General features: G+C 60.1%; 10 protein-coding genes, 2 rRNA genes and 1 pseudogene. 7 read left to right on the top strand and 6 right to left on the bottom strand.

The features are described from left to right. Positions 1–5,094, top strand: a 5,094-nt coding sequence (locus CKW07_RS24935; protein WP_141234482.1) for an immunoglobulin-like domain-containing protein, incomplete at its 5' end; no start/stop codon positions are given. Positions 5,095–5,244: 150 nt separating this feature from the next. After that, positions 5,245–5,583: a tryptophan synthase subunit beta gene (locus CKW07_RS24930; RefSeq protein WP_095083701.1), complete on the top strand. Its 339-nt coding sequence runs from the start codon at positions 5,245–5,247 to the stop codon at positions 5,581–5,583. 40 nt (positions 5,584–5,623) lie between these two features. On the opposite strand, the gene lapD is transcribed toward CKW07_RS24930, so the two are convergent. Then, on the bottom strand, positions 5,624–7,579 hold the full coding sequence (lapD, locus tag CKW07_RS24925; protein WP_095147493.1) for a cyclic di-GMP receptor LapD: 1,956 nt from the start codon (positions 7,577–7,579) through the stop codon (positions 5,624–5,626). Between the two features lie 14 nt (positions 7,580–7,593). Further along, positions 7,594–8,286: a cysteine protease LapG gene (gene lapG / locus CKW07_RS24920; protein WP_095147495.1), complete on the bottom strand. Its 693-nt coding sequence runs from the start codon at positions 8,284–8,286 to the stop codon at positions 7,594–7,596. Positions 8,287–8,547: 261 nt separating this feature from the next. On the opposite strand from lapG, the gene CKW07_RS24915 reads away from it, so the two are divergent. Further along, on the top strand, positions 8,548–9,252 hold the full coding sequence (locus CKW07_RS24915) for a GntR family transcriptional regulator (RefSeq protein WP_095147492.1): 705 nt from the start codon (positions 8,548–8,550) through the stop codon (positions 9,250–9,252). A 52-nt stretch (positions 9,253–9,304) separates the two neighbouring features. Here the strand turns inward: CKW07_RS24915 and CKW07_RS26010 are convergent, their stop codons facing one another. Both CKW07_RS26010 and CKW07_RS26005 read right to left on the bottom strand, forming a co-directional pair. Further along, positions 9,305–10,090, bottom strand: coding sequence for a methyl-accepting chemotaxis protein (locus tag CKW07_RS26010; protein ID WP_371850678.1), 786 nt, complete (start codon positions 10,088–10,090; stop codon positions 9,305–9,307). A 69-nt stretch (positions 10,091–10,159) separates the two neighbouring features. Further along, a pseudogene (locus CKW07_RS26005) lies at positions 10,160–11,185 on the bottom strand (cache domain-containing protein); the annotation flags it as partial. A 314-nt stretch (positions 11,186–11,499) separates the two neighbouring features. On the opposite strand from CKW07_RS26005, the gene CKW07_RS24905 reads away from it, so the two are divergent. From CKW07_RS24905 to CKW07_RS24890, 4 genes are all read left to right on the top strand, one after another. After that, complete coding sequence (locus tag CKW07_RS24905; protein ID WP_095147490.1) at positions 11,500–12,012, top strand: sigma-70 family RNA polymerase sigma factor; 513 nt, start codon at positions 11,500–11,502, stop codon at positions 12,010–12,012. Further along, positions 12,005–13,012 carry a FecR domain-containing protein gene (locus CKW07_RS24900; protein ID WP_095147489.1) on the top strand — a complete coding sequence of 336 codons (1,008 nt, stop codon included), beginning with the start codon at positions 12,005–12,007 and terminating at the stop codon, positions 13,010–13,012. The genes CKW07_RS24905 and CKW07_RS24900 overlap by 8 nt, the downstream gene beginning before the upstream one ends. A gap of 84 nt (positions 13,013–13,096) precedes the next feature. After that, positions 13,097–15,610, top strand: a complete 2,514-nt coding sequence (locus tag CKW07_RS24895) for a TonB-dependent siderophore receptor (protein ID WP_095147488.1) — start codon at positions 13,097–13,099, stop codon at positions 15,608–15,610. A gap of 71 nt (positions 15,611–15,681) precedes the next feature. Beyond that, complete coding sequence (locus CKW07_RS24890) at positions 15,682–16,857, top strand: PepSY domain-containing protein (RefSeq protein ID WP_095147494.1); 1,176 nt, start codon at positions 15,682–15,684, stop codon at positions 16,855–16,857. Between the two features lie 90 nt (positions 16,858–16,947). Here CKW07_RS24890 and rrf (CKW07_RS24885) read toward each other — a convergent pair. Then, a 5S ribosomal RNA gene (rrf, locus tag CKW07_RS24885) occupies positions 16,948–17,063 on the bottom strand. 106 nt (positions 17,064–17,169) lie between these two features. Continuing rightward, positions 17,170–17,272, bottom strand: a 5S ribosomal RNA gene (gene rrf / locus CKW07_RS24880); the annotation flags it as partial.

The following is a 17,272-nucleotide window of genomic DNA, read 5'->3' as shown; positions in this document are numbered from 1 at the left end:
ACCACCGAGACCCCGTACGAGCTCAAGGCTCAGGGCGACGACGTCTACAAAGACGGTCAAACCATCGACGTCGGTCTTACTGACGCCGCCGTCGACGGCAAGTCCTTCGAAAACCTGGTACTCGGCGACAAGGCCAGCGTGACCATCGGCGACACCATCAGTGAAGTCACTGCCACCCTGACTGTGGATAAAACCACCGTTACTGAAGGCGGCCAGATCACCTACACCGTGACCCTGACCAACGCCGCTGGCTTGCCAATGGGCGCCCATGGTCCGCTGGAATTCACCCTGTCCGACGGCACCGTGGTCAAGATCCCGGCCAACGGTACTTCCGGCACTGCCAGCATCACCGTCAATGACGACATCTTCACCGGCGGCCAGCCGGCCATCGTCAACAAACTGGAAAGCGTTTCTGGCGCTGAGCAGTTCGAACAACTGACCCTCGGCCAGGACAAATACACCACCACCGTCACCGATGAGCCAAGCGGCCAAGGCGACAAGATCATTGTCACCATCGAAAGCAACGGCGATGTACTGGAAAACGCCGCTCCGAAGTTCACCGTCAAGGTCGACCAAGTCCTGAAACAGGACCTGACCGTGACCCTGAGCAACGGCGACACCGTGGTGATCAAGGCCGGTACCACCGAGACCCCGTACGAGCTCAAGGCTCAGGGCGACGACGTCTACAAAGATGGCCAAACCGTCGAAGTAGGTGTTACTGACGCTGTAATCGACGGCAAGTCCTTCGAAAACCTGGTGCTCGGCGACAAGGCCGCCGTCACCATCGGCGACACCATCAGCGAAGTCACCGCCACCCTGACCGTGGATAAAACCACCGTCACCGAAGGCGGCCAAGTCACCTACACCGTGACCCTGACCAATGCCGCCGGTCTGCCAATGAGCAACCACGGCGAGCTGACCTTCAAGCTCAGCGATGGCACCACCATCACCATGCCGGCCAATGGCACCTCCGGCTCGGCGGTTGTCACGGTCAACGACGATGTGTTCACCGGCGGCCAGGCGTCGCTGGTCAACAAGCTGGAGTCCGTCAGTGGCGGCAACGGTAAGTTTGAACAGCTGACGCTGAAAGACACCACGCTGACCACCACTGTCACCGACGAGCCAAGCGGCCAGGGCGACAAGGTCACCGTGAGCATTCAGAGCAACGGCGACGTGCTGGAAAACGCCGCACCGAGCTTCACCGTCAAGATCGATAAGGCACTGACCGACAACCTTGAGGTGACCCTGAGCAACGGCAACAAAGTCACCATCATTGCCGGTCAGACCCAGGCCATTTACACCGCGCCGATCCAGGGTGAAGACGTCTACAAAGACGCCAGCAGCCTGAGCCTGACCGTTGGCGGTGCCACCGTCGCCGGTAAGACGTTCGAGAACCTGGTGATCAGCGACACCCCCGCAACGGTGGCGATCAACGACACCACCAGCGAAGTCATCGCCACCCTGTCTGTGGATAAAACCACCGTCACCGAAGGCGGCCAGGTCACCTACACCGTGACCCTGACCAACGCGGCCGGCCTGCCAATCAACAACCACCAGGCCCTGACCTTCAAGCTCAGCGACGGCACCACCATTACCGTGCCGGCCAATGGCACCTCCGGCTCGGCGGTTGTCACGGTCAACGACGACGTGTTCACCGGCGGCCAGGCGCCACTGGTCAACAAGTTGGAGTCCGTCAGCGGCGGCAACGGCAAGTTCGAACAACTGACGCTGAAAGACACCACGCTGACCACCACCGTTACCGACGATGGCGACCAGACCACCGTTGGCATCAGTGGCGACACCTCGGTGATCGAAGGCCAGACGGCCCATTACACCCTGAACCTGAGCAACACCGCTCAGACCGAAGTGACCGTCACCCTGAAGTACAGCGGCACGGCGACCAATGGCGTGGACTTCTCCGGTGTCGTCACCGTCAAGATCCCAGCCAACAGCAATGGCGTTGCTTTCGACATCAACACCATCAATGACACGTTGGTCGAAGGGTCCGAAAACTTCAAGATCACTATCGACTCGGTCAGCGGTGGTAACTTCGAAAATCTGGTGATCGACCCGAACAAGTCCAACGTCGACACCACCATTGTCGATAACGACCATGCGCCAGTGTCCGCTGGCGGTGCGGTGACCGGCCTCGAGGACTCGACCATCACCCTGACCTGGGACAACTTCAAGGTCAGCGATGTCGATAACGACAGCCCGCTGAGCATCACCATCACCCAACTGTCGGGCGGTGGCGACCTGATGTTCAACGGCGCGAAGGTCACCGTCGGCCAGACCATCAGCCAGGCGGATATCGCCCTCGGCAAGCTGACATTCGTGCCAGCTGCCAACGAGTCGGGTGCAGACGGTTACGGTGGCTCGGGTGTCGGTAACAAAGCGGCGGACTATGCGCAGATCAAGTTCACGCCTACCGACGGCTCGAACCAGGGCACTGAAGCGACCCTGAAAGTCGACATCACCCCGGTGGCCGATGCGCCAACGCTGAACATCGCGGGCAACAACGTCAACTCGACGGGGCTGATCAAGGAAACCTGGACTGGCTTGACCGCTCTGAACACCGGCTTTAACGGTGTGGGCAGCGGTGCGCCAACCGATACCCTGAAATCAGTGATCGATGCCGCCGGTACTCCGAACAGCAGCAGCTCCGTGACCAACGTGCAATCCAATGGCAGCGTGACAGCCGGTATTGCGTCGAAAACGTCCGGCCTGATCTACCTCGAAGCCGGCAAGACCTACACCTTCAGCGGCACCGGCGATGACAGCCTGTTGGTGACCATTGGCGGCAAAAACGTGGCCAGCGCCCTGTGGGGCAATGGCGGCACGCTCAATGGTTCGTTCACGCCAACCACCAGCGGCTACTACACCCTGGACATCTACCACCACAACCAGAGTGGTGCAGGCAGCTACGACGTCAACCTGCAGGTCAGCGTCGGCTCGGTGGCAGGTCCGGTCATGGACCTGAGCACTGCCGGTGTGCCGATCTACAAGGACGTTGCCGACCTGATCAACGCTGGCGTGACGGTTTCCGATCTGCACGGCACCAATGGCGAAGGCTACTACGAAGGCTACAAACTCAATGAGGGTGCGGAGAACGGCAGCGTCCACCTGTCGAAGATCACCACCGAGCTGACCGACCGCGACGGCTCCGAAAGCCTGAGCGTGACCATCAGCGGCTTCCCTGAAGGCATGGTCATCAGCGATGGCGCAGGCCACAACTACACCGTGGGCACCGATGGATCAGCGCTGGTGACCGGCTGGAACCTGGCCAACCTGACACTGACCCCGCCACCGTACTACAACGGCCAGTTCACCCTGACCGTGACCTCGACCTCCACTGAAAGCCTGGGTGGCTCGGCGACAAGCACGGCGCAGATTCCGGTAACGATTTACCCGGCGACGTACAACCCGATGATCGGCACGACCCAGGATGACACCATCCTCGGCACCGATGCCAACGACATCATCGTTGCCGACATCGGTGGCCTGAACGTGGTTCAGGGCAAGAACTACAACATTGCGTTCATGGTCGACACCTCCGGCAGTATGGACAATTCGATCAGGGCCGCGAAGGACTCGCTGGCCGTGATGTTCAGCACCCTCAAGCAGAGTCTGGGTGCGAACACCTCGGGGACGGTCAACATCTTCCTGGCGACCTTCGATAGCAGCGTGAGCAAGACCGTGTCGGTCAACCTGAATGACACGGGCGCACTGGAGCAACTGCAGGACATCGTCAAATCGATGGCGGCGGGCGGTGGCACCAACTACGAGGACGTGTTCAAAACCACGGCCAACTGGTTCCAGAGTGCTCAGGCCAAGGACAATACAGGCGCTACCAACCTGACTTACTTCATCACGGACGGTCAGCCCAACTCTTTCCAGAACCGCGAGCAGACCAACCCGGTGGTGGCTGACTTCTACTACTCGTCCAGCAAGAACGACGGCACGCTGGATGACTACCTGAACGTCAACAACTACAAACTGGGCGATACCGCCTATATCACCCTGGGTGGCGTGAGCCGTGAGTTAATCAACAGCAACGGCCAGGTCAACAAGTGGACGGAGTACGAGCCGGGCAAGTGGTACAAGTCAAACACCCTCGGCACGATCCGGGCGCAGGGTGACGGTACCTATGAGATCTCCTCCACCGAAAACAATGGTGGCACGATCAGTAACTCCAACAGCAGCTTCCTGTTGCTCAGTGGTTTGTCGCAGGTCGAAGCGATCGGCCTGAATAACACCATCAAGCCGGCCGACCTGATTCCGTTCGACACCGATGGCAAGCCGCAAGCCAACATCGATCCGAAGGACCTGGCTAATGCCATCCTGGGCCATAGCGAAGCGACCCTGCCCGGCGCCGACACGGTCAATGGGGGTGACGGCAATGACATCCTGTTCGGCGACCTGGTGAGCTTCAACGGTATTGCCGGTGAGGGTTATCAGGCCATGCAGGCCTACGTGGGCCAGCAAACCGGTGTGGAGGCCAGCACAGTCACTGCCAGCAACGTGCACCAGTACATCACCGAGCACTACAACGCGTTCGATGTGTCCGGGGCGCGTGACGGTATCGACAACCTGCTGGGCGGTGCCGGTAACGACATCATCTTCGGCCAGGGCGGCGACGACGTGCTCGATGGTGGCAAGGGCAATGACATCCTGCTCGGTGGTACCGGCAAGGACACACTGCTCGGCGGTGAAGGCAATGACATCCTGCTGGGCGGCTCGGGCAATGACACCCTGATGGGCGGTTCGGGTGCCGACACCTTCGTCTGGAAGGCCGGCGACACTGGTAACGATGTGATCAAGGACTTCAAGGCCAACGAAGGCGACCGTATCGACCTGCGTGATCTGTTGCAGGGCGAAAGCGCCAGCACCATCGACAACTTCCTGAAAATCACCACGGTTGAAGGTGTGTCGACGTTGCAGGTCAGCTCCGAAGGTAAGCTCAATACCGCTGGCGGGATTGCCAACGCCGACGTGACGATCAAACTGGAAGGCAATAACTGGTCCGGTCAGAGCATCAACTCGCTGATCGCCGGTAGCGACCCAACCATCAAGATCGACCACAACAACAGCTGATCAAACCCTGGAGGGCCGCTCGCAATGAGCGGCCCTTCACGTTTGTGTCAGTGACCACCGGGTGACGATTTTGTCGTAGCACCGCATACTCACCTGCGTTGGCCTATGCTGCCGACAGCACCACGCGGGTTCATTCATGAGGGATTCACGATGTTCTACGTGCAACGCGATGCACAGGGTCTGCTGGTGCGCGTGGAGGCAGCGCCCTACGCCGAGGCGACGGAAACACTGCCCGCCGACCACCACGAGATCCAGGCCTGGTACGCCAACGAAGTGGTGGAAACCAGCCTAAAACAGCTTAAACAGAGCGACCTGGAAATGATCCGGGTACTCGACGACCTGATTCAGGTGTTGACCAGCAAGGGCGTGATTCGCGTCACCGACCTGCCGCCGGCCGCACAAGCCAAACTGATGGACCGCACCCAGGCACGTGAAGCGCTGGGTGGCTTGAGTCATTTGATTGATGAAGACGAAAGCGGGTTGATTTAAAGGCTACGGCACTGATCGCTCCCGCGTGGGAGCGATCACTTCAGACGCCTGACTGCCAGGGCCTTGGTTCGCCAAACAGCTGCCCTTGCACGCCGTACAAGCCCATCTCGCGAATCACCCGCAGCTCCCCTTCGGTCTCTACCCGCTCGGCAATCAATGGCAGGTCAATGCTATGGGCGGCGCGCTGGATGGCTTCGATGAACAGGCGTTTATCGCTTTCCTGGTCGATGGCGCGGGTGTAGCTGCCGTCGATTTTCAGGTAAGCCAGGCCCAGCCGCGCCAGGTTGCCGATCATGCTGAACCGCCCGCCAAAACGCTGCAGGCTCAAGGAGAAGCCCAGCTCATGCAGACGACGAGTCAGTTGTTCAAGCACGGCTTGATCGGGCAGTTGCTCTTCGCCGATTTCCAGGGTCAACCGTGGCCCCAGCGCCGCATGTTGACGCAGGATGTCGAAGACTGTGTTCAGCGCCTGCGCATCCGCGAGGGTCGCACCCGACAGGTTCAACGCCAGCGAGTCCTGATGGCCGGCCATCTGCTCGAGCACCAGCTCAAGCATCAAGCGGTCCAGCCGGGCGGTCCAGCCAAACCGCTCCAGCCACGGCAGGAAACGCCCGGCGGGAATGGTCTGGCCTTGTTCATCGCGCAAGCGCGAGAGCACTTTGTAATGCAGCACCACCTGCGTGTCCTGACTGGCCACGACAGGCTGGAAAAACAGCTCGAAGCGCTGCTCTGCCAGGGCCTGGTCAAGCAAGGTGTGCCAGGCATGATGGTCGTCGCCGACGATGGCTGTCGCGTTGTGATCCAGGCATGCCCAATTCGACTCGCCCTCGGCTTCGGCCTGTGACAACGCCTGGTCGGCCAGGCCAAGTACCGCGAGCGGTGTGTCGCCGTGGGCGAACGGTGCGAGCCCGATCGCCGCCACCGACGCTACGTCTGTCGCCCCGGTGGCATGCAGGCTGGCCAGCGCACTGTCGAGGTTGTGCGCCAATTGCAGCGCTTCTTCACGCACCAGCCCCGGCGCCAGCACGGCGAACTCACCCCCGCGGATACGCGTCACCAGATTCTGGGTTTCCGGGTATTTGGCACACTCTCGGGACAGCTGCTCGCCGACCGCCTGCAACAACTGATCGGTACGCTGACCGCCCAGGCGCTGGTTGAGGCCGGCCAGGTCCTTGACCCGCAACAGCAGCAGATAACCTGAACTGGCTTGCTCGGCATTGCTCACCCGGGCGTTCAGTTGCATCTCGAAATAACGCCGGTTGGCCAACCCGGTCAGGGTGTCCTGATAGGACTCGACCCGCAGTTTTTCGCTGCGTTCGGCCTGCTCCTGGAACAACGCCTTGAGCTTCTCGACCATCTGGTTCATCGCCTGCACCACACGACGCAGTTCGGGCGTGCGCGGCAGCTCAGGCAGGCTCAGGAACTCGCGCCGGGCAATGGCATGGGATTGCTGGACCATGTAGTCCAGTGGCTTGAGCTGTCGACGCAGCAGCAACGCCCCCAGCACGGCGCTGATCGCACCGCAGATCAACAACCAGCCCAGGCTACCCAATGCGCTCTGCCAGAGCTTGGCCACGGCGAACATGGGATGACTGACCACCTCGACCCTGGCCGCCTGCTCCCAGCCACGGCTGACCAACGCATCGCCACCGGCCGGCTCAAGGCCAATCAGTTGGACGAACCAACCCGGCACCTGACTGACCTCGGGCGCCCCGCGGCGCTCGACGATGGCGGTGTCGGTCTTGAGGTCCACCACGCGGATGCTCGCGTAATAGCCACTGTCGAAGATCGAGCTGACCATCAACTCGACCATCGCCGGATCGTCGATATTCGGTGTCAACGACAACGCCAACGCCGTGGCAGCGTCCTGCGCGTGGGAGCGCAATTGATTGACGTACTGCGTGCGCGAGCTCTCCAGGCTGACCATGAAGCTGCCACTGAAGGCGACCACCAGGAACAGACAGATAGCGATCAACAGCTGTTTGAACAAAGACATCTGAGCGCGTGCTCCTAGTTAATCGTCTCGGCCGGGAAACCTTCGGCCTGCATTTTTTTCAACACATCCTGCCAACGGGACAGGCGCTTGGTATCGCCGACCTTCTTGTTGCCCTTGGCGCCGGGCAGCCACATCCCTTCGGCGTTGAAGGCGTAGACCGGCAGCAGGTCGGTGCGCTGGCTGGCCGGCTGAATCCCGTCGATCAGGCTGTCGAGCACCAATGGCATCGCATCCGGACTGGAATAGTAGGTCAAGACCATATGCGCGCGGTTCTGGCGCAGGGCCTTGACGTAGGTGATGCGTAGTTTGTCACTGGAAACCCCGAGACGGCGCAGGCTGAAATACTTGGCGATCGCATAGTCCTCACAATCCCCGGCGCCTTTCCACAAACCTTCGACAGGCGTTTCCCAATAGTCGACCTCGCGCCACAGGTCGATGTCTTCCACGTAGCGCATCTGCTTGTTGAAGAACAGGTTGACCGCTTTGAGCTGGGCCAGCTCCGGGGTTTGTTGCTGTGTCGCCAACAGGTGCTGCCAGGCATCGATCCGTTGCTTGCCCTCGCCTAAGGGACCGTACAACGCCTCAGCGCGCCGACTGATCAGCGAGAAGTCCCAATCGGCTTGCAATGCGCCCAGCATGACGCTGGCGATCAGCAGTGCCGAGCACAGCCAACGCAAGGTCCGTGGAAGAGCGAAACGTGCCAGCAATGCAGTGAGTCCGGAGGGCATTGGGTAATCGATGGATGGTGAAGCCTTGCCAGGCAAAAGACAATGGCACGATGCAATCACTGCGGGCGCGCTAAACTTGAAGAGCGGATACGGTAACTGACAATGCGACAGATGATGGCAAAAACGGTGGCATAAGGCGGTCGAAAGCGGCATTGTCTGCCCCGATTTGACAACTCACCAAGCCGTTACTAGTGTGCATTGGATCCAATATTTACCTTTACTCAAACAGGGTGCGTTTTCGTGACACAGAAGCCCAACCCATTAAGCAGCATCCCGGTCAGCGGACCGATTCCGGCCCATCTGGCGCGCTCGGTGATCGAAGAAACCCTGCGCTCGGCGATTCTTGACGGCCGCTTGCCCTGCGGTACGGCGCTGCGCCAGCAAGACCTGGCCGACCTGTTCGGCGTCAGCCGCATGCCGGTGCGTGAAGCCCTGCGCCAACTTGAGGCGCAATCGCTGCTGCACGTCGTGGCACACAAGGGTGCCGTCGTGGCGCCACTGATCGAAGGGGATGCGACCGAGACCTACGCCCTGCGCATCCTGCTGGAATGCGAAGCCCTGCGCCTGTCGATCCCCTTGCTCGACGAAGAAGATTTTGCCGAGGCGGCCCGTCACATCCAGGACCTGGAAACAGCCACCGATTACGCTGAAATCGGCAGGCTCAATCGCCTGTTCCACATGGCGCTGTACCGCAAGGCCCCCAACCGCCGGTTGCTGAGCCTGATCGAAAGCGGCCTGTGGGAAGAAGAGCGTTTTCTGCGCTTCAACCTGGGGGCCATGGGGCTCGGCAAACTCACTCAGGAAGACCACCGTGAGCTGCTGCGCGCCGCACAAGCCCAGGACATCGAACTGTGCGTGGCGAAGCTTGCCAGCCATCTGAACCGGGCCGTTGAAGTCATCACCCGCTACCTGAACAGCCTTGAATCCCAACGCAAGACAACGTAGACCTGAACGGCCCACCCAAAGCGCCAGGCGCGGGCGGACCGCGATCAACGAATCAGATCTTGAAGCTGTCCACCAGTTGCTTGAGACGGTTGGCCTGCAGTGACAGCGCATCGCAATCCTTCAGCGTTTCATTGAGGTTGGCCACGCCTTGCTGATTGAGCAGGTTGATCTGGTTGATGTCGACGTTGAGGGTTTCCACCACCGCGGTCTGCTCCTCGGTCGCGGCCGCCACCGACTGGTTCATGCCGTCAATCTCGGTGATCCGCTGCGTCACACTGACCAGGCGCGCACCGGCCTGATTCGCCACCTCGACGCTCTCCTCGCTGGAAACCTGGCTGGCGTTCATGGTCGATACCGCCTCACGCGAGCCGACCTGCAACGACGTGATCATCTTGTGGATCTCTTCCGCCGATTCCTGGGTACGATGCGCCAGGTTGCGCACTTCATCCGCCACCACCGCAAACCCGCGTCCGGCCTCACCGGCACGCGCCGCTTCGATCGCGGCGTTGAGCGCCAGCAGATTGGTCTGTTGGGAGATGCCCTTGATCACATCGAGAATGTGCCCGATGTTGTCGGTGCTGGCGTTCAGGGTTTCGATCTGGGTACACGAGAGGCTGATTTTCTGCGACAGCTCGGTCATCGCCAGAATGGTTTGCTCCACCACCTGACGGCCATCGTCAGCCTGCTCGCTGGCACCGCTGGCGTGCTGCGAAGCGTCCGCCGCGTTGCGGGCGATTTCCTGGGTCGCCGCCCCGAGTTCATTGATGGCCGCCGCGACGCTATTGGTCCGTGCGCTTTGTTCATCGGAACCGATGATCGAGGCGTTTGACGAGGCCATGACCCGTTGCGACAGGTCATGCACCTGACGCGTGGCCGAAGACACTTCGCTGATCGAGGCGTGGATCCGCTCTACAAACTGGTTGAACGCACCACCCAGCTCGCCGAATTCGTCTTTGCTTTCCACGGTCAGACGACGGGTCAGGTCACCCTCGCCCTGGGCGATGTCCTGCATGGCACGGCCCATGGTGGTCAACGGGCGCATCAGCACTTGAATCAACAGGCTCAGCAGCACGGCAATCGCCGTCACGGCGATAAACATCGCAATCAGTGCCGAGGTGCGGAATTTAGCCAGTGGCGCATAGGCCTTGTCGCTGTCGATCGACAGGCCGATGTACCACTGCGCGTTCGGCAAGCCATTGACCGGGGTGAAGGACAGGATGCGCTCCTGCCGGTTGAGCAGCACCGCCTGATTGCCTTTATCGAGGCGGACATTGGCGCCTGGGTAGATGTCCTTGAGGTTTTTCATCACCTGGTCTTTGTCCGGGCTGACGATCACCTGACCGTCAGCGCTGACCAGAAATGCATGCCCGATGCCGCCGAAGTCCACCGCGTTGATGATGTTCACCAAGGTCGCCAGGCTCAGGTCACCGCCAACCACGCCCAGCATTTCACCGTTCTTTTTCACCGGCATGGCGATGGTCACTACCAGCCCGCCGACCGCGGCCATGTAAGGCGGCGTGAGCATGGTTGTGTCGGCGGCGACCGCTTGCTTGTACCAAGGGCGCTGACGCGGATCATAGCCTTCAGGCATCTTGGCGTCAGGGCGCTGGGTAAACACACCGTTTACCTGACCGACATACGTGAACTGGAAATTGGACGTGAAGGCCGGTTGATCGACCAACCCCGCAAAATCGGCGTTGGCACCTTGGTGCGCGACGTTCTGGGCCAGGTTTTCCAGCACCAGGATCCGGCCACCCAGCCAGTTTTGCACACTGCTGGCCGTCAGCGCGCCCGCTTGCTGGACCGAGGCGTCGAGGTTTTGCTGGATGGTGTTTCGCTGCAGATAGTCGTTGTACAAAGTGAACAGGGCAAACGCCAGTACCACTACGCCCGAAGCGGCCAAAAGGATTTTATGGCTGAATTTGAGATTCATGTCAGGGGGACTTCTTATGCAATGAGTGGGGATGCGTTCCGGGTGCAACGTTCCATGTGACGCCATAGGCCGCTCTGAGGCCTGCTCTACATTGGTGCACGCATGTCTCCCCTACTCTTTCGGCACCACCACGGGAAAACTTAGGCTTTTATGCAAAACCGCAGGCAATTGCTGAAAAAAGCCGCCAAACGGCATTCCAGAGCGCTCGGAGTGACCTTTGCCGAGGGCCGTTGATTGAGCGGCAGTTGCAAAAACAACGACCCTTGATGACAATGCGACTAATTATCATTTGTGACGTCCAGGCTGTCGCGCTCATGTCCTCTCCCGAGTTTGCAGTACAGGTGCTCTACAGCCACCATCACGGTTGGCTCACTACATGGCTGCGCAGTCGCCTGGGTAATGCCGCCGATGCCGCGGACCTTGCGCAGGACACCTTCGTCCGCTTGCTGCAACGGACCGAACGACTCGAACTCAAGGCGCCTCGCGCCTTTCTGCGGACCATTGCCCGTGGCCTGGTGATCGACCACTGGCGTCGGGAAGAAATCGAACGCGCCTACCTGGACACCATCGCCCACCTGCCCGAAGCGCAAACACCCAGCGCCGAATCCCGGGCATTGGTGCTTGAGCTGCTGGAGCGCATTGCGCGAATGCTTGAAGGCCTTAAACCGAAAGTGCGCAAGGCGTTTCTCCTGGCGCAGTGTGACGGCCTGACCCACAAGCAGATCGCCGAACAGATGGGTTTGTCATTGCGTTCGGTGGAGCGTTATGTGGCCGATGCGCTCTATCACTGCTACGTGCTGCGCTTTGAGTCAGACGCCCATGGATAACGCCTCGATGAACCTGCGCGCCCACAGCAGCCCTGACCATCGGGTGGTCAAGCAGGCGATCGGCTGGCTGCTGCGCCTGCGGAACAACACCGGCAATCTCAAGTTGCGCCAGCAATGCGAGCATTGGCGCACCGCACACCCTGAGCACGAACTGGCCTGGCAGCGGGTGCAATCGCTGCAACAGGAGTTGACCGCCAGCCTGCGCGCGGTACCCGGTACGCAGGTTGCCTTGCACACACTGGAAACCAGCGCGCAACGCCTCGGTCGTCGCCAGGCCCTGAAGTTACTCTCCGGCGCACTGTTGATGGGCACGGCAGCGTGGCTCGGCAAGGATCAGATTGGCTGGCAGCAGTGGAACGCCGATTTCGCCACCGCCACCGGCGAGCGACGCGGTTATCAACTGCCCGATGGCACTCGCCTGAGACTGAACACCGACAGCGCGGCCAATCTGGACTTCACGGCCCAACAACGGCTGATCACACTCGCCCGCGGCGAAATCATGGTGACCTGTGGCGCCACCCCGCAGGCATTCGAACGGCCGCTGCGGGTGCAAAGTCATCACGGGATGTTCGAAGCCAGCGTTGCACGCTTTGTGATACGCCAGGACAACGACTGCACCCGCCTCAGCGTCACCCGCGGCAGTGTCGCTGTGCTTTCGCCGCGTTCGGCAGACGGTACCCCGACCCTGGTGCATGCCGGGCAAAACTACCTGGTCACGCCTGAGCACGTGACCCTGGCACCGCCGCTGGCCATGGAAGCCGGCGCCTGGGTCGATGGCCTGATCGTCACCCGGGACATGCGCCTGGCGGACTTCCTGAAGGAGGTGAATCGCTATCGCCGCGGCTACCTGGTCTGTGCATCGGACATCGCCGACTTGCGCCTGTCCGGCGTGTTCCGCCTGGAAGACACCGACAAGTTGCTGGCGATTCTGCCCCGCACGCTCCCGGTCCAATTGCGCTACCGAACACGCTGGTGGGTGACACTGGAACGACAGGTCTGATTTTTTTGGCGGGTTTTCAACGTGAGTCCGGCTTAGACAGTAAGCACTTCAATCTGCCTTCAGCGACTCCAACGGAAACCCATGATGACTGTTCGCGCCACCTGCCCGCCGCCCTTTTCCTGCGTCACCGACACCACTTCCGGTGGCCTGCTGCGCCACGCCATTCGTGCCGCCCTGCTCTCCACCGTGCTGGGGGTCAGTGCGCTGCCTGCGCTCAGTCAGGCGGCCGATGACAGCGTTGCCAGCGCCAGTCGCCACTACAAAATCGCTCCGGGGCCATTGAGCGACGTCCTCAATCAGTTCGCGCGCCAGGCCGGGATCACCCTCTCGACCACCCCCGAACTTACCCAGGGACGTCAGTCGCCTGGCGTACAAGGTGATTACTCGGCTGATCAAGCCTTGAGCCATTTGCTCAGCGGATCGGGTTTGCAAGCCGTCAGCCAGGACGGCAGCAGCTATGTGTTGCATCAGCAGGCCGAGACCGAAGCGCTGTCGCTGCCCACCACCGACATCAAGGGCTTCGCCCTCGGTAATGCGCTGGGCAGCATGGAAGGCTACAACGCCACTCACAGCCAGGTCGCGACCAAGACCAGCACCGCATTGCTGGAAACCTCGCAAAGCGTGTCCGTGGTCACTCGCCAGCAAATGGATGACCAGGGCGCGCAAACCGTTTCCCAGACCATGCGCTATACCCCTGGCGTGCTGACCAACCCCTATGGCGCCACCCATCGCTATGACTATGTGGCCATGCGCGGATTCAACGACGGCTCGGTGGATAACATCTACCTCGACGGCTTGAAGTCCATGGGCGATAGCGGCACCTACAGCAGCATGCAAATCGACCCGTACTTCCTGGAGCGCGTCGATATTCTCAAGGGCCCCTCTTCGGTTCTTTACGGGCGCAGCTCACCGGGCGGTCTGGTAGCGCTTACCAGCAAGAAGCCGCTGTACGAGGCCTATCATCAGGTCCAAGCCACGGTCGGCACCCAGGGCCAACAAGGTGTGGGTTTTGACTTCAGTGGCCCTGTGGATGACGACAAGCGTATTGCGTACCGGCTGACCGGCCTTGCCGACAAGTCCGACACTCAGTTCGACCATAACAAGGAAAAACGCTACGCACTGGCCCCCACCGTCAGCATCGACTTTACCGACGACACTTCGCTGACCCTGCAAGCCTATCTGCAGCACGACCCCGACGGTGGCTATCACAGCGGCATGCCGGCGGACGGCGCCCTGCATCAGCGCAACGGCCAGCGCATCTCGGAACACTTCTTTGAAGGTGAACCCAGCGTGGACGGTTACAAGCGCGACCAGCAATCGATCGGCTACCAGTTCGAACACCGCTTCAATGACGTGTTCACGGCCCGCCAGAACTTCCGGTACCTGGATTCCAAGGTCAATCTCGACCAGATCTACGGCTATGGCTGGACCACACCCACCAGCAATGAGCTGAACCGCTACTACACCGGTGGTGACGAAAAACTCCACGCGTTCATCGTCGATAACATGCTTCAGGCCGAATTCCTGACCGGTAACACCAAACACACGGTGTTGATGGGTGCCGATTACCAGCGCCGTAAAACGGTGGTCGACTGGACCAGCGGCTCGGTGGCACCGATCAATGCCTTCGACCCGGTCTATGGCAATGCCGAGATCAGCTACTACGATCCGATGAGCTACCTGCGTCGCCTGGAGCAGACCGGCGTCTACCTGCAAGACCTGATCGAAATGGATCAGTGGCGGTTCTCACTGGGCCTGCGCCAGGACTGGGTGGAAACCTCGGAAGAAAACCGCTTGCCCGAGTTCAACCGCCCGGTGGGTACCGAGGTCAACGACAAGCGCACCAAGCTGACCGGCCGCGCCGGCGCCCTGTACCTGTTTGATAACGGCGTTGCGCCGTACATCAGCTATTCCGAGTCGTTCAACCCGAACTCTTACGCAGACAGCGCTGGCAACCCGCTGCCTCCCACCGACGGCACCCAATGGGAGGTCGGCCTGAAGTACCAGCCACCAGGCACGGACAACCTGTTCACCGCGTCGCTGTTCCGGATTGACCAAGAGAACCTCGCGACCAAATTGCCGCAGGAAAACTTCTACCGCGCAGTGGGGGCTGTTCGCTCTCAGGGCCTGGAGCTGGAAGCCCACACACAGCTGACCGATAACCTGAAAGTACTGGGCAGTTACACCTTCACCGACATCGAGTACTCCAAGTCGATGATCAGCACCCTGAGCACCGACACCGATGTGATCGAGAACAAGGGCAACTCGCCGACCCAGGCGCCACGGCACATGGCTTCGCTCTGGGCTGACTATGCGTTCAACGCCGGGGCGCTCGACGGCCTGCGATTGGGCGGTGGCGTGCGGTATGTCGGTTACAGCTGGGCCGATGCCGAGAACACCATGAAGGTACCGTCCTACACGCTATTCGACGCGTCGATTGGCTACGACCTGGGCAAAGTGGGCCTGAAGGGGGTGGATGTGCGCCTGAACGCCAACAACCTGACCGACGAATCCTATATCGCTTCCTGCGCCAGCCTGAGCTTTTGCTACATGGGTGAGGAACGTAACGTCGCCGCCACGGTGAGCTACCAGTTCTAACCCTTCGTCACTCCCTCAAAGCCAGCGTCTGGATTCAGATGCTGGCTTTGTCGTCTCTGCGGGAAAATGTCATGCGTGCAGTATGGGTTCTGCTTCATCGTTACATCGGTTTGGCCACGGCCTTGTTTCTGTTGATGGCTGGCCTGACCGGCAGTCTTCTGGCGTTCAATCATGAGCTGGATGAATGGCTGAATCCAACGTTCTACGAGGCTTCCTCTGAAGGCGTGCAGCTCCCTCCGGGCATGCTGGTCGACCGGTTGCAGGGGCAACATCCCAAGCTTCAGGTCTGGTACATGGAGTACCCGAATGAAGGGGGGCACACCGCGCTGCTCGCAGCAGTGCCACGCAACAACCCCATCACGGGCAAGCCTTTCGAAGAGCCAAATCAGGTGTTTTACCTGGACCCCGTGAGTGGTGAACAAACCGGGCATCGCAACTGGGGGGAATGCTGCTTTCAGCCTGAGAACCTCATCCCTTTCATTCTGGAATTTCATTACAACCTGACCCTGCCCGACAACTGGGGTTTGCTGCTGATGGGCCTGGTGGCGATTGCCTGGGTGATCGATTGTTTCATCGCGCTGTGGCTGACCTTTCCACGGGGCAAACCCTTGTGGAAAAAGTGGTCGAGCGCCTGGAAGATCAAGGGCGGGCATGCTTATCGGCTGAATTTCGACCTGCATCGCGCAGGTGGATTATGGCTGTGGCTATTGTTGCTGCCCATTGCAATCAGTAGCGTCGCCATGAACCTGCCGAGCCAGGTGTTCAAGCCTGTCGTCTCGCTGTTTTCCCCCATTGAACCGAGCGTCTATGAAGCCCGTGGGCGCTTGCCTGCCGAACAGTTGGGGGTAACTCGTCTGAGCTACCAGCAAGCGTATGAATTGGCATTGAAGGAAGGCGAACGGCTAGGTTTGAAGGTGCCGATCGGTGAGTTGTACTACAGCTTCGAGTACAACTTTTATGGCGCAGGGTTTGGCCAGCATGACACTGACGCCCAGGGTAAATCCTGGTTGTTCTTCCACGGCACCGACGGGCGATTACTGGGCCAGGAAATCGCTGGCCAGGGCACCTTGGGAGAGCGTTTCTATCGCCTGCAGTTACCGATACACGGCGGGCGGATTATCGGCCTTACCGGACAGGTGATCATCGCGTTGTTGGGCCTGATGATTGCGGTGCTGTCGGCCACGGGGATCTACATCTGGTGGCGCAAGCTGCTGGCCCGGCGCAGTAGCAAGGCACGCAAGCCATAGGACGTGCGGTCGATACCGGCAATGCTTTTAACCGCTCCTGAAACGACAAAACCCCTACCTGCATAAGCAGATAGGGGTTTCGGAATTCAATCTTGACGATGACCTACTCTCACATGGGGAAACCCCACACTACCATCGGCGATGCATCGTTTCACTGCTGAGTTCGGGATGGGATCAGGTGGTTCCAATGCTCTATGGTCGTCAAGAAATTCTGTGACCAGCCCGTTGGAACAACGTGCCAGCAAAATGGATGACTTCTACTAAAAGACAAAACCCCTATCTGCAGATGCAGATAGGGGTTTCGGAATTTAATCTTGACGATGACCTACTCTCACATGGGGAAACCCCACACTACCATCGGCGATGCATCGTTTCACTGCTGAGTTCGGGATGGGATCAGGTGGTTCCAATGCTC

It is taken from the genome of Pseudomonas sp. Irchel s3b6 (assembly GCF_900187415.1).
GTDB lineage: Bacteria > Pseudomonadota > Gammaproteobacteria > Pseudomonadales > Pseudomonadaceae > Aquipseudomonas.
The sequence above is the reverse complement of the archived record's forward strand: the minus strand, read 5'-3'. Positions and strand labels throughout refer to the sequence as shown.

Coding starts and splice junctions, on each gene's coding strand:
- CKW07_RS26010 (WP_371850678.1), bottom strand. CDS start 10,090: ATGGCCTCGTCAAACGCCTCGATCATCGGTTCCGATGAACAAAGCGCA.
- CKW07_RS24900 (WP_095147489.1), top strand. CDS start 12,005: ATGGATAACGCCTCGATGAACCTGCGCGCCCACAGCAGCCCTGACCAT.
- CKW07_RS24930 (WP_095083701.1), top strand. CDS start 5,245: ATGTTCTACGTGCAACGCGATGCACAGGGTCTGCTGGTGCGCGTGGAG.
- CKW07_RS24895 (WP_095147488.1), top strand. CDS start 13,097: ATGACTGTTCGCGCCACCTGCCCGCCGCCCTTTTCCTGCGTCACCGAC.
- CKW07_RS24905 (WP_095147490.1), top strand. CDS start 11,500: ATGTCCTCTCCCGAGTTTGCAGTACAGGTGCTCTACAGCCACCATCAC.
- lapD (WP_095147493.1), bottom strand. CDS start 7,579: ATGTCTTTGTTCAAACAGCTGTTGATCGCTATCTGTCTGTTCCTGGTG.
- CKW07_RS24890 (WP_095147494.1), top strand. CDS start 15,682: ATGCGTGCAGTATGGGTTCTGCTTCATCGTTACATCGGTTTGGCCACG.